At 59.1% G+C, this 13,495-nt stretch carries 14 protein-coding genes; 6 read left to right on the plus strand and 8 right to left on the minus strand.

Annotation, left to right across the window (positions count from 1 at the left end; genetic code table 11):
• Positions 1-4 precede the first annotated feature (4 nt).
• Positions 5-3,247: a transporter substrate-binding domain-containing protein gene (locus QMK51_RS09060; protein ID WP_320393791.1), complete on the minus strand. Its 3,243-nt coding sequence runs from the start codon at positions 3,245-3,247 to the stop codon at positions 5-7.
• A gap of 8 nt (positions 3,248-3,255) precedes the next feature.
• Entirely contained in the window at positions 3,256-3,882 is a 627-nt protein-coding gene (locus QMK51_RS09065; RefSeq protein WP_258699822.1) for a response regulator transcription factor, read from the minus strand.
• 103 nt (positions 3,883-3,985) lie between these two features.
• Between QMK51_RS09065 and QMK51_RS09070 the strand changes: the two genes are divergently transcribed.
• The 6 genes from QMK51_RS09070 to QMK51_RS09095 all read left to right on the plus strand — a co-directional run bounded on the left by QMK51_RS09070 (position 3,986) and on the right by QMK51_RS09095 (position 7,870).
• Positions 3,986-4,273 carry a hypothetical protein gene (locus QMK51_RS09070; RefSeq protein WP_320393792.1) on the plus strand — a complete coding sequence of 96 codons (288 nt, stop codon included), beginning with the start codon at positions 3,986-3,988 and terminating at the stop codon, positions 4,271-4,273.
• A gap of 237 nt (positions 4,274-4,510) precedes the next feature.
• A complete protein-coding gene (locus QMK51_RS09075) occupies positions 4,511-6,304 on the plus strand; it encodes a primase-helicase family protein (RefSeq protein ID WP_320393793.1) in 1,794 nt (597 codons plus the stop codon).
• Positions 6,294-6,665: a hypothetical protein gene (locus tag QMK51_RS09080; RefSeq protein ID WP_320393794.1), complete on the plus strand. Its 372-nt coding sequence runs from the start codon at positions 6,294-6,296 to the stop codon at positions 6,663-6,665. Before QMK51_RS09075 ends, QMK51_RS09080 begins: the two co-directional genes overlap by 11 nt.
• A gap of 452 nt (positions 6,666-7,117) precedes the next feature.
• A complete protein-coding gene (locus tag QMK51_RS09085) occupies positions 7,118-7,342 on the plus strand; it encodes a hypothetical protein (protein ID WP_320393795.1) in 225 nt (74 codons plus the stop codon).
• Positions 7,343-7,416: 74 nt separating this feature from the next.
• On the plus strand, positions 7,417-7,602 hold the full coding sequence (locus QMK51_RS09090) for a YodC family protein (RefSeq protein ID WP_320393796.1): 186 nt from the start codon (positions 7,417-7,419) through the stop codon (positions 7,600-7,602).
• 1 nt (position 7,603) lies between these two features.
• Entirely contained in the window at positions 7,604-7,870 is a 267-nt protein-coding gene (locus QMK51_RS09095; RefSeq protein WP_320393797.1) for a DUF6953 family protein, read from the plus strand.
• 64 nt (positions 7,871-7,934) lie between these two features.
• Here QMK51_RS09095 and QMK51_RS09100 read toward each other — a convergent pair whose 3' ends face one another.
• From QMK51_RS09100 to QMK51_RS09125, 6 genes are read right to left on the minus strand one after another with little or no spacing between them, the layout of a single operon-like run.
• A complete protein-coding gene (locus QMK51_RS09100; RefSeq protein ID WP_320393798.1) occupies positions 7,935-8,075 on the minus strand; it encodes a hypothetical protein in 141 nt (46 codons plus the stop codon).
• 1 nt (position 8,076) lies between these two features.
• Positions 8,077-8,319, minus strand: a complete 243-nt coding sequence (locus QMK51_RS09105) for a hypothetical protein (RefSeq protein WP_320393799.1) — start codon at positions 8,317-8,319, stop codon at positions 8,077-8,079.
• A 12-nt stretch (positions 8,320-8,331) separates the two neighbouring features.
• Positions 8,332-9,282 (minus strand): hypothetical protein, encoded by a 951-nt coding sequence (locus QMK51_RS09110; protein WP_320393800.1) that lies wholly within the window; start codon positions 9,280-9,282, stop codon positions 8,332-8,334.
• Positions 9,279-9,821, minus strand: coding sequence for a hypothetical protein (locus QMK51_RS09115; protein WP_320393801.1), 543 nt, complete (start codon positions 9,819-9,821; stop codon positions 9,279-9,281). The genes QMK51_RS09110 and QMK51_RS09115 overlap by 4 nt, the downstream gene beginning before the upstream one ends.
• A complete protein-coding gene (locus QMK51_RS09120; protein ID WP_320393802.1) occupies positions 9,814-10,053 on the minus strand; it encodes a hypothetical protein in 240 nt (79 codons plus the stop codon). Before QMK51_RS09120 ends, QMK51_RS09115 begins: the two co-directional genes overlap by 8 nt.
• Complete coding sequence (locus tag QMK51_RS09125) at positions 10,050-13,493, minus strand: hypothetical protein (RefSeq protein WP_320393803.1); 3,444 nt, start codon at positions 13,491-13,493, stop codon at positions 10,050-10,052. The genes QMK51_RS09120 and QMK51_RS09125 overlap by 4 nt, the downstream gene beginning before the upstream one ends.
• Positions 13,494-13,495: the final 2 nt, after the last annotated feature.

Genomic DNA, 13,495 nt, shown 5'->3' on the forward strand with positions numbered 1-13,495 from the left:
ATAGTTAACGCTCTGTCATTGTGCTTTTGTCGTGGTGCCCCATCTGTTGGTGCAATGCTTGCTCCAGTTCGAGCATGGCACGCACCATGGACTTGCTGCAATCGGCCACTTCGTCGTAGTGGAGCCTGTTATTGCAAGCCTTTTCGAGTGCCTCGCAGCTGTCGATCAGTCGGGAGGCCTGGACGATTCTGGCTGCACCTTTGATTTTGTGGGCGATGTCCAGGAGTGACTGCCGGTCCTTTGATTGGGACAACGCCAGCAGAGTTTGCCGGTCCAGGCGGTTGCTGCTCAGCAGTTCGGTCAACAATCGTCGGTTCAGTGTCGGGTTGCCTCCGGTCAACAGGTGCAGCCCTTCCAGACTGAAGGCCGGGTTGCGGACCGTCGGCGTAATGCCTTCGATCCATTGGTTCAAGGTTGTCAGACTGAGGGGTTTGAACAGGCAATCGTCCATCCCGGCTTGTTTGCAGCGTTGTTTTTCCTCTGGCTGCGCGTTGGCGGTAAAACCCAGAACGGTACAGGGAGGGCGCTGCATGTGCTGTTCATGTTGGCGAATGGCACGGGCCATGTCATATCCATTCATGATCGGCATGTTGCAATCGGCAATCACCAGGTCGAATGGCTGAGCCTTCCATGCCTCGAGCCCCGCCTGACCATCCGCTGCGACGTTGAACCGATGCCCCAGAAATTCCAGTTGCTGGCACATGAGCAAGCGATTGGCCGGGTGATCATCGACCACCAGAACGTTCAAGGGGGCAGTGCTGGGGTGAATGTGCGGCTCGGCAATTTCCGGCATCCGTTCAGGTGGCAGGGTTGCCAGATTCAGCGAAACCCGGACCTGCGTGCCGACTCCCGGCTGGCTGCTCAATTGCAGGCTACCGCCCATCATTTCGCACAGATTACGGCTGATCACCAGGCCCAACCCCGTACCGCCTCTGGGTAACTGTCCGGCGTTTTCGGCCTGAGCGAAAGGCTCGAACAGCCGTTGTTGATCCTGCTCGCCGATCCCCGCGCCACTGTCCTCAACCTGCAACTGCAACAGAACCCGGTCGGGCTCGTCGGTCGGTTGCAGCTCGACGCTGATCCTGACCTGACCCTGTTGCGTAAACTTGATGGCATTGCTGACCAGGTTGGACAGCACCTGCTTGAAGCGCATCGGGTCCAACAGGACATCGGTCGCCGGTTTGGCTGGGTTGAATTCCAGTTGCAGTTCGAGATTTTTCTGCCGGGCCAGTCCGTCGAAGATCCGCACCACCGAGGCTACGCTTTCAGCCAGATTGACGCGTTCCGGGCTCAGGCTCAGACGCCCGGATTCGATACGCGCAATGTCGAGAATGTCCCCGATCAGCTCCAGCAGATCTTTCGCCGAGTTGTACGCGACCTCGATGGCCGGTCGATCCGCATGGCTATGATCAATCCGTTTGAGAGTCAGTTCGAGCATGCCGATGATTGCATTCATCGGCGTGCGGATCTCATGACTCATGGTCGCCAGAAAGGTACTTTTGGCTCGGTTGGCTTCATCGGCACGCTCTTTCGCCGCCTGTCGCTGTTTTATCTGGCGTCTCATATAGGCGTTCCAGGCAACGGATATCAGCAATAACACGCCGGCACCGGTAACGATCTGATAGAACACTCGGTGATAGTTGCGCCAGGTACTTTGCGAGGCCGCCGAATAACCACGCCAGCGGTTGTTGATGATGCCCAGCTCTTCCGGTGCGATGCTCAGCAGTGCCTTGTCGAGGATGGCATTCAGTTCTTTGGCGTCGCGCCCGGTAGCCAGGGAAAACGCCGCCTGTTGGGTGCCGATGGTGGTGCTGATCTGAAGTGCCTGCTCGAAGATTCGCGATGAGATGAAGTAGTTGGCGATCACCAGTGAGTTCACCGCACCTTCTGCCTGTCCTTCGGCGAGCAACTCCACGGCACTGAACGTGTCCGGGGTTTCAATCAGGTGGATTCGCGGAAACTCGCTGCGCAGGTAATCCACCAGTGGATTGCCCTGGGCAATGGCCAGACGTTTGTCTTGTAGTTGCGTGAGGTTTGTCGGGCTGTCGGCCGCTTTGCGTGTCAGCAGGACAAAGGAGTTTTCCAGATAAGGGCGGCTGAAGTTCAACATCGTTTCACGCTGTGCGCTGGGGAGCAGGGCGGCGATCAGGTCGGCCTGATGGTTGCCGATTTGCTCGATCATCTCGTCATCGCTTCGGCTGCGCTGGATCTCGAAGCGTAAACCGGTACGCAACCTGATCAGCTCGAGCAGGTCGGCCGTGACACCCCGAAAGTTGCCGTCACTGTCAAAAAACGTCAGGGGCGCAAACGCTTCATTGACCACCACCCGCACGACCGGATGTTGCGCCAGCCAGCGTTCTTCGCGGTGGCTGAGTTGCAGTTTGTGATCGGTGAGAAGAATGTCGCTGCCGGCACTCCAGCGTTTGGCGATGTTTTCTCGCTCGCTGGTGGGGATGGCCTTGAGTACCGCGTTGATGATCCCGAGCAGATCCGGGTTGTCCTTTTGCACGGCAAAGCTGAAGCCATGGGCTTCGTGTTTACCGAAGTTGGCCATGCGGATGTTGTTCAGATACCCCTTGTTGATCATGTAATGGGTGGAAATGGTGTCACCGAGAAAAACGTCGGCCTGGTCGAAGGCAACCGCGTTGATTGCATTCTGGTAGGACGGGTAGGACGTGATGATTGCCTTCGGATACAGCGCCCTGACCTCATCCAGAGGCAGGTAGTGATACACCATGCTAAGCCGCAGGCCGGCAAGACCATCGGTCAGCGACCTGGTTTCTCCTTCTCGTGTCACCAGTACGGGTTGATCCGCCGCATAAGGTATGGACAGCGCAATGTCGGCATTGTCGGCCTCGAACCCATTGGCGGTGCCGAGCATGTCGACCTGGCCTTTTTCCAGCGCCTCGATCGCGGCCCCTCGGGACGCGAAGCGCTGAACTTTAATGGGCAACCCCGTAACGTTGCCGAGGATGCCTGCGTAATCGGCGGTGAAACCTTCGTAGTCTTGGCCACTGAGGGTCAGGTCGAAAGGAGGATAATCCGGGGCCGACGTACCCAGGATCAATTCACGTTTGTCTTTAACCCATTGTCGTTGTGAAATATCCAGTTGGACTTCCATGTGCCCGGCCGTTGAGCGACTGAGCAAGGTGTAGTTTTCGCTGGTCGTCTGCGCCGCGAGCACCGAGGTGCTCAGGCATAAACCCGCGACCGTGAGTTTTAGATAATCCTTCAAACGACTGGGCATCCTGTTTCTCACACTAACGCGTTACGTTTTGCCATGTCGATGAGTTCAACCAGGGATTTGGCTTTGAGTTTCTGCATGAGTCGTTTTTTATAGGTGCTGACAGTCTTGTTGCTGAGAAACATGCCCTTGGCAATTTCCTTGTTGGTACGACCTTGGGCAAAAAGTTGTAATACCATCAGCTCTCGATCGTTAACGGATTTGAATAGTTCCAGGTCAGCCCACCTTGCGTCGTCACTACGAACAGGGTTCAAGGCCTGGCTGGGGAAGTAGTTGTAACCTGATAAGACCGCTTTGATCGCACTCACCAGTTCACTGAGTTCTTCCTGTTTGCATACATACCCCGACGCACCGGATTGCATGCAGCGAATACCGAAAAGTTTTGGGCATTGTGCGGTTAATATCAGTGTTTTTAATGGTGTACTCATTGCGTTGAAACGGGAGAGCACTTCCAGCCCATCCAGTTTGGGGATACTGATGTCGAGGATGATCAGGTCGGGCATGCATTCGCGCACCATCTGCATGGCATCGACGCCATTGTCAGTTTCGCCCACGACTTTGTAACCTTCATGTTCCAGCAGCATTCGAACGGCAAGGCGGATGACAGGGTGATCGTCGACAATAAAAACGGAGTTCATAATCAACTGCGGCACATGTGCAAACAGGCGCTCTAAACCAAGGCTCCTAAAGCTGGCCGCTCGATGATGTACCCCGAAAGCTACCCCGGAAGGAGTATCTGAAATGAGCAGAGCCCGCACCCGAGAAGTCGTCGCAACCGTCGATGTCCTGATGCCCCCGGAAGACGTGATGTACGCGCTGGGCATCGGCAGCCGCACAACTCTGGACAAATACGTCGCCGCTGGCTGGCTCAGCGCTCCCGTAGAGGTCGGACCACCACGACGCAACGGGAGCGCTGGTCGTGTCGCCTGGCTGAAGAGCGAGGTGGACGCTTTCATTCTCGCGCGTGCGGCTGCGCGTCCTGTGGCTAGCCCGTTGGCGGCCTTCGACGGTGCCAGTCAACCCGCGTAATCAGATCGAAGTTTCTGGTGGGGCAGGCAAAAGAAAGCCCCGATGAGTTGACGCTCGACCAGGGCTTAAGGGGTATTTCCGATGAGTAATTGTAGCTCAACCGCGTCCGCGAGTCACCGACTCCCGACGCCGTCCATTTTCGACCTTGCCGACCAATTCCGGGCTAAACGAAACGCAGTCCCATCGGTGCTGGCAACGCCTGCGCAATCGATCACAGGTACAGCGACCACTGCTGCCGTGTCCTTCAACGCGGACCCACAGCCAGCGGCCAACGAACCCATAGAGTGGAAGGCTGACGCCTGGTTATCAGCCTTCAACGCCGCTCTGGACGCCGACGACAGCGACCAGCAGGACGCACTTGCCGCGATCGCCAGCCAGGCCATGGAAGACGCACAGCAGCGTGGCGACGTCGACCGTGTCCGCTCGATCAGTGCAGCCGCTGCCGAAGCCAGAAACGCCCGCGACGAGTCCCAGCAACAGGCGGAGGACGAAGCCCAGCCGCCCCTTGTGCCGAATATCGAAGTACCGTTCGGCACAAGCGCGACAGTTCTGCCTTTGACGTCTGTAAGTGCTGGCCGGCATGTGACATCACAACCCACCGATCGACTCCCCAAGGCTGGAGACATCGACCTTGAGTCCCGTGAAATCCTCCGCTACATCAGCGAAGATTTTGTGTTGCTGGCCTCCGGCGGCAAGGTCGTTGCCTACCACATCGAAAGCGGCGACACGTTCTGTAAGGAAGGTCTGCGTCAGTATTGCGCCAAGCACTACGGCGGCATCCAGATACTGACTGCGGACAAGGACGGCAACACGACGTGGAAGCAGGCGCCCGCTGGGGACGTCTGGTGGCAGTGGAATGAGCCCGACCGCCGAGTGGTTCGTCGTATCGTCATGGAGCCGACCAGCAAGGCCGCATTTCAGGACGCCGATGATTGCCCCGACGTGTTCAATCGCTGGCATCAGCTCAAGGAGACGATGGCCGAGCGCAACCCGAGCGCTACGGCCGACGACATCGCCATCCTGGTCAATCATCTGATGTACCTGGCAGGCGGTGACGTCGTCGGCGTGACCTTCTTCCTGTGCTGGCTGGCACAGTTGTATCAGACACCAGAGATCAAGATGCCAACCGCCGTCCTGCTGTACTCGCAACAGGGCCGGGTGGGGAAGAACTTGCTAGGCCGGCTCATTTCGAAGGTGTTCGGCGCCCCCCTGGTATTGACCAGCGGCAGCAGCAAGATCCTGACGTCGAAGTTCAACGACAGCATTTTGCACAAGCGCATCATCTTTATTAACGAAGTGCGGATCGGCCCCAAGGACAAGGACGCGGTTGAGGAATTCAAGAACACCATTTCAGAGCCAACGATGCAGTTCGAAGGCAAAGGTGTAGCGTCCAAGGAAATCAAAAACATCGCCCACTACATCATCACCTCCAACCATGGTGACGCGCTGCCGCTGATGGAGAAGGACGGGCGCATCGCAGTGCTGCGCTGCCTGGCCGACCGTCAGAGTGACCAGTACTACAAGGAGCTGATCGACTGGATCGACGGGCCAGGGGCGCCAGCGCTGGCTAACGTTCTGGCTAACTGGGAATTCCCTTCCGATTGGGACGCACACGCACCAGTGCCGCAGACCGACGCCGCTCGAGCAATGCAGAAGGCTGCACGCGGGCACGGCATCAACTGGCTTGAAGAGCGTATCGCCGGACGCGAAGGCCCCTTCGCCAAGCAGCTCGTACGCTGCCAGAGCATCTTCATTCAGTTGGCGGGCGTCCCCACCTATGAATCGACCATGAAGGCCTACGGCATCAGCCCCCAGACACTGCCGGGCATGCTGGTCAAACTCGGATTCAGACAGCTATTTAAGCCCGACAAAGAGGGCAAACCCTCGACCAATCCAAACCGCAAATGCTGGTGCTCGGACAATCCTGACTGGTGGGACCAACGACCCGACACCGTGTGGACCGACTACATCAAAGACGGCATCGCTCCTGAGGGTATGCCGCCGTTCGAGGGTGAAGACGATGAAAATTGACTGGATTGAATGGGTAGGGCGCGGGATGCAGCTCGCGCTCGTTGTGCTGGTGGTCGGCGGGCTATATCAGTGGTCAGCCGAGGCAAGCCGGAAACGGGAGGCTCTATGCGGCGTGGCGCTGTCGCATGTGGAGAACCTGAACACCGCCGCGCTGGCGGCGGCTGCGGGCGTATCCGTAGAACGATACGCCGAGGCCGAGTACGCGGTAGCCATGAGTGGCAGCGCGGCAAAGGCAGATAAGTGGATTGCGCTGTGGTCGGAATGGTACGACCGGATACCGGCTGATGCCCGGCGGGAGGTCCGTAATGCACAGTCGGCGGCAGACGACGCCTGCGCTGAACCTGAATACAACGACTACTGAACCCGGCCAGATGCACCAAGCATCACACCACCGATGTCCTGAGCCTTACTTGCACACAATGAGCATGGTCCTGGTTATGACCGATCCGCCGTACAAGCTGTATTGGCCACCCCCGACCACGCTCCCTGTGTCGCCAGATCTTTCTAAGACCTCATACCCGCGCGCACCACATAAAGACCCGGCCTTTTCGAGGCACCTACCCCAACTCAACGCACTCCCAGAGCACTCAATGCTGAACCCCTCGCGACCGTCGGGGGTATAGGTCTTAGAAGACATGGCACACCCGTCGAGTATCAGTGTGACGCCCAGCAAAGCGAGACTCCGTTTCATGCGCTCTTGCTCCATGCACTAAAGGCTGAATGATCGCCGTCGATGTATCGGGAAGGAGCATAGCTGGATATCTGTCACGGCATGCTGCTACGCTTTCGGTTTTCTCGAACGGAGTCGAAGCAATGCCAGCACCTGAATACTCTCTCCCTGACGTCCTTGAACGTATGCACGAAAACCAGCAGGCCCTTGAGGCCGCGCTGATGGAGCTGACGCTGCTGGCTGAGCAGCAAGGCAATGCGGAGGTTGGTGGAAATATTCGCGGTGCTCTCGAGACGATCGCTCAGAACGCTGGGCACATCAAGCAAGGCCTGGCCAAGCTGACGCTTCAGCACCGCCGTGATGACTGACAGCCGCATTGAACTTCGTTCAACCGACGGGCTACTATCGACATGCCAATTGGCTATCACATAGGGAAAATGTTATGCCGCAGCAGCCTGCTTTTAATGTTGGGGATATCGTCAAGCTCAAGTCTGGCGGCCCGGACATGACGGTCCAGATTGTCCCGGAAAAAAGTGAGAACTACCGGTGCCAGTGGTTCGCCGGCAAGAAGTTGGAATTTGGTTTCTTTCAGTTTGAATCACTGAAGCCGGTTGAGGCCGAGCAGTAACATGGACGCCAGAGACGTCGCCGGCTGGATGCTTGCACAAGTTGAGGAGGACGGGTGCGTCTACCAAGATGACGTGGTTGATCACGTCGTCAGGGCCAATTCTGAAGAACTGCTTCGCGAAAACAGCGACGGCAACCTTGTGTTGGGTATCACTGTGCTAAATGCGTTCAAAAAACTGACCCCTGAATCAGTCGTATGGGTCAGACCAGACCGCTACTGGAGGTGGCGCGTTGCAGAGGATGAGCCAGGGCGCGACGCTCGCGGCTGACACTTACCCGCTAAAAGCAAAGGCCACTCTCGCGTGTGCCCCTTGTCGTTTGTGCCGCACACCGTCAATCATCGAACGGTTGCTTCGGTGCCTTCTTCTGGCTGGGTTGTACGTCCTTCGTCGGTAGCTCCGACTTCGTCCGTGGGAAGTACGTCTCCTGAGTCGGGATCGGTTTCTTGGTCACGCCGTCGCGCTTGTCGATCATTTCACACCTCACTATCAGTGCCGCTGGCACAGTTTGCATGGACTGGAAAGCCCAGTTCTTCACGTAGTGTCTGTTCGATATCTTGCATGCTTGACCGCTCCGCTACCGCCCAAAACCCCACGCGAAACCCTCTAAGCACCGAACGCTGACGCTTCTTCGATTCTTCGCTGACGCGACTCGCCTCGATGTCGATCTGCAGGTCGCGCAGCACCTTCTGGATCAGCAGGCTCTTGTGTATGGTCATGACCCACCTCCGTTAGAACGCAGGCCCTTGCGAGCTGCTGCCCTTCATGCTGTTCCAGAACTTGTCGAACTCGGCCTCGCTCATTCCAGAGATGTCCGACGCGCTGACCGCCCCTGTTTCGTCTGGGGCGCGGGGCGAGCCGCCGAGGTTGGACAGGCTGGTAGGTGGCTCACGACGCGGCGCCTGACGGGCAGTCTTGAAGCCCATTGCCTGTGCGCGCTGGTAGATATGGCTGGCTGGGTCGATATTCTGCGCCTGGCATTGCCGGGTGAACTGGATCAGCGCAGCGGTCTGCACGTTCTGAAGCTGCTCCGGCGTAGCGTCGGGGTGTTGCTGGCGGATGTTCTGCGCGACAGCCTGCTGCACGAAGGTGGCGGCCTCCGAGTAGTCAGGAAACTGCTGCATGGCGCGGGATTCGGACTCGACCAGCACAGGCGTGACCTCGGCAACTCCACGCTGGAACTGCACTTGCACGCTTTCCTGCTGCTGTTGAGCAGGGTTCTGCAACCGCTCGAGCGCCTGATTGAACTGGATCTCCTTGGCCCGGATGAATCCTATAGGGTCGATCTCCGGGTCTGGGATTTCCGCTTCCTGTTGGGCCTGGAGCTGTTGTTGCTGTGCGGCCTGCTGCTGTGCCTGGAACTGCTGCATTTGTTGCTGGTACGCTGCGAGCTGCACCTCCAGATTCTGCCGTTTTTGACGCTCTTCCTGGAGCGCCGCCAGCGGGACTTTCTTGTTACGCTGCTGGGTTTGCTCTTGCTCGATCTCGCGCTGCTCAGCTGCTTCGCGGGTATCGTCCACGTCATTGTTCACGCTGATGTCTTTCTCGGCCTGCCATGCTTCCTGCTCGGCCAGATCATTGGCGAGGCTGTCAGGCATATCGTTGCCGACGTCATCCATTCCGGTGGTGTTGGTCAGCTCAGCCGCAAGGCTTTGGCTCAGATCTTCGTTCTCGGTGCTCATGCTCTTGATCCTCGCGATGGGTTGCGTTGTGGTTTGGCACTGGGTACTGGGCCTGCATTCGCCGGTTTGGCTGGGGTCTTGGCCGGTGCCAGACCGTAGCGGTCCGCTAGCTCAGCTCTGCCAGCATTCGCCTTGGCAGCGATAGCGTTCTGTTCTACAACGGCAGCCAGTTCACGGGTAAGGCGTTTCACGGTGGCGGCGTGCTCGATGCCGGCTTTGTATTCGGCCAATTCCTCGACGGTCAAAGGCCGGCGGTTGATGTCCGAGCCGGACCAGCCATAGACGCGGCCCGCCCGAACCTTGTTTCGTTCGGCCAACTGGATACGGCGACAGCCACTTAGCAGCTCGAACTCAGCCTGTGCGGCGTTGCTGCACCGCACCTCTTCAGGCGGATCGACCAGGGTGGCACCGAGGTCAACCAGCGGCTTCGAGAAGGTCACTATATAGCCGTCTCTGTCGGTGCTGATAGTTGCGCGGGTGGTGTCGATGCACAGAGTTCGGCAGTCTTCGCGGATGTATAACAAGTCAGGATTAAGCATTTTCTTTGACCTCGTTGAGTCTACGGTGTAGGGCTTCCAGCTCTGCTTTGCGGGTCGCGGCCTTGGTTGGGTGAGTAATGGCGCGCAGTCGCTTCTCGGCACCGGCCAACGCTGCTTGTGCGGCGGGTAGCTCAGTGGCCAACATGGATTCAATCGCACGTAACTTTTCAAGTGATGCCGCACAGACTGCGACGACATCGGCGGCATCAACCGCCTGTTGGTTGTGAGTCATTTTCTAAGCCTCTTACGCAAGTTATCGAGGGGGCGGCGGTTGTTCTTCAGCAGCAGTGGCCCGAGCGCCAGTCGCACAGCAGCGCGGGACTTGTCCGACACCTTATCCAGGGCATCGCGCCTCTGATCGTCGTCCATCAGCCTCCACGCCTTGGAGCGAATCAGATGCTTGGCGGCCTTATGGATCAGGGCGCCGGACAGTTCGCTGAACTCGGCCTGTTGCTCTGCCGACAAGGGGAACTCTTCACCCCTCAGGGTCATATGTTTCGGGGCATCGCCCGGCGCCCATCCAATGCGAGCCGCTTCCAGGCGCACAGGGTCGGTGCTTTCCTTGGAGTGGGTCATCGGCGCTATCGCGTTGAAGGCATTGTCGGCGTAGCGGTTATTCGCCATCGGCTCGCCCCAACTGTCTTGGCGTACCGGTACAGACTCACGAAGCCCTGGCACACGCGCCTTCATGGCGTCCAGGAATGAATCAGGTTTGCGGGCGTACTCGTCCTGGCGTGAGGCCATACCACTGAGCAGCGCGTTGGGCTGTAGCACCGATGCTGCTGTACGACTGAGGAAGCTGCCCGCGTAGCGATCCGGGTCCGAGAGCGCTTGGGAGAGACCTTCGACGCCCTGCATCCAGGTCTTGGAGACGATGTTCTCGGCGAATGAAGCGACCAACTTGAGCGCTACTTTCTCGGCGTCTTGGCCCTTCCAGTCCATGTGCGTCATGTCGGACGCGAGGCCCGCCCACGCTGCGAAGGGGTCGAGGCGGTTGTATCCGTGCCACGTGTCCCCGACCTTCACAGAGAAGGGCTGATTACCTGCGGCGAGCCAGGCGTCGCGCTCTTTGTTATCGCTGGGACCTGCACCGGTCAAGTAACCCGCCTGTGCCAACAACCCCGCGCCGATCATGGCCTGAGTGCCAGACATCATCTTTGCGAGCGCCATTTCCTGTTTGGCACCGCCTGCCCGGATGTCGCGCCACACGCTTGGGTACAGGACACCTGCGGGCGAACCTTTGAGAACCCGACTGATCACGTTCATCGGCGTGCGGACGAAGGGGACGATTACGTTCGTCCAGGGAACGGCGGCTTTCACAGCGAGCACTTTCGCAGCGATTGGGCCAGCGGCCTGGTTGAAGGTTGACTCTCGCGCATAGTCGCCCGCGTCTTCGATCATCTGCGGGGTTGGATCGTTGGCGAGCTGGTCTATCCGTTTGCTGACGGTCATGCCCTGCGGGAGACTACCGGACTTCTTCTCGGCGAGGGCGGCGCGGTGCGCCAGTGCCCTAACCTGCGCTTCGTAGGCGACCGTTGCAAAATAGGCGTCCTCGGCACCGAGGGCGCGGAACGGCAGCAGCGCGACGTTATCGCCCACCAATTTTGCCGTTCCGAGTTTTCCAGGCATGGTGCGCTGCGGGAGGCTGGATTGTTCCAACTTGCCGGCGCCGAGCATCGGCGATTCACCCGTGGCGAACGCCCGACCGGTTGCGCCGATTGCTTTCATTTGCCCACGGATCGCACCGGAAAGCAGAGCGAGCGGCTCTGACCACATGGTCTCGCCCTTGAGGCCGAACAGGCGCTTACCGCCCGCCAGCACAGCGGCGTTCATCCGATCTACGGTGTTCAGGCCGACCATACCCGTGTTGCCGGCCATGTTGGCGACGTGCGTTGTAGGGTCGTACAGCCAACCAGCTTTGATGTAGTCGGTGATGTGGTTGCCCTTGCGAATCACTTTCGCTGCGTTGGCGAGGCCGCCCGACTGGATCGCCGCGCCGATGGCCTTGGCCAGATCGTCTGCGCCGGATACGCCGCCAACGCTTTCGAGGATCGCCAGTGCCTGCTTATGATCGAGCGTTGTACGGCGCAATGCAGCCATGGCCCGACCGGCTTCGGCCTTCGCGCCGAGCAGTTCACCCGAAGCGTGACGCATCCCCGCAAGGTCGGTGACAAACTGAGCCTTCTCTAAATCAGTGGCCTGACCCTTGGCGATACGTTGTTGTAAGTCCAGGACGTTAGTCATCTGGGCTTGTACGGCAGAATTAACGGCGCGGAATTCCTCGGCGTTGAATGTCTGCCCCAGCTTGCGGCCATGGATCAAGGCATTCGCACCGTCGAGGCCTATCAGGTTGGCTAGCTGGGTCTGTTCTGCGTTACTGACGACACCGCGACGGCGGGCTTCTACGTCGGGTTCCACAGGGCGTAACAGGTCGAGCGCTTGGGTTCGGCGCTCACCCTGCAAGCCGAGATTATCGAGCGTCGCGCCTATATCGACACTGCCTGCGAACGGCGTTTTCGGCACAGGTTGCGCTGGCGCCTGTTGCTGATTCATCGCGGTCATGACTTGGGCGTGCAAGCCCTGTGGTACGGCGGTAGGTTGCGCTTGCGGCATGCCCTGTTGCTGTTGCGTTGGCATTGGCACAGGGGCTGGCTGCGGGGCGTTCATGTTCGGGCGGCGGAGGCTGGCAGCGCCACCCATGACACCACCCAATATCGCGCCTTGGCCAGCTGCGTTGCTGACGCCTTCCATTGCTGGTCGGTCGGTTGCCAGGTTGGTCAGAACTTGTTGTTGTCCTGACTGTGTTAATTCTTCTAGAGACTCAATGCCCGTACCAACCAGTGCGCGATTAACGAACCCCTTGGCCACATCCACGCCCTGCTGACCGGCTAACAATGAGTCGATGTCATTCACGCCTAACTTACGGCCGATACGCGCACCGGCAGCACCGAGCAGTCCGGTTAAGCCGCCTGACAGCAGGGCAAAGCCAGTTTGACCAGCAGTAAGGTCGCCCGTCTGCTGTACCGTCTGTGCGGCCTGTTGACCCGCTGCGAACAAGCCTTCGCCTGTACCTGCGCCTATCGCTCCGGCCATACCTGGCGCAGCGCCGAACGCCCTGGCACCGAGTGCGGCGCCCCTGCCAGCGACACCTCCGACCACCATCGTCGGTACGGATTCGATGACCTGGCCTGCGGTGTACGCCGGGTTTTGCAGCATTGCCGCAACCGTAGGACCGAAGCCCTTGGCGTTCGCGACTTCATCGCGCTGGTGTTTGCCCTGCGGCGACATCTCGCTTTCAAGTACCTGACGGGCTGCTTTGGAGTCCAGACCGTGCTTAGCGAGCCACGGCGTGACCGCGCCCCCGCTCAGGATGTCGCCAAGGCCTGCGCCCGCATCGAACAGGTTGTAAGCGCCGCGCCCGACGTTGCCGCCGATGTCCGTCACCCATTGGCCGGCTGTGCGGTTGGGCAAATCGGTTTGTCCTTGCGGTTGCGCAGCTGTGAGCGCCCCGGCCATGCCACCGACTAGCGCTGGCGGATCGGCCTCAAGCGGATCACCGAACGAACTGAGCGGATCACCAAAGGCTGACGTGGCCTGCGCAGTAGGCACAGGCGGGCTCGCCACGGCTGCCGGCTCGTCGTCGATTTCGTCACCGAACGCACTGAGGGCCATGA

The organism is Pseudomonas sp. P9_31 (assembly GCF_034008235.1).
Classification (GTDB): Bacteria; Pseudomonadota; Gammaproteobacteria; order Pseudomonadales; family Pseudomonadaceae; genus Aquipseudomonas.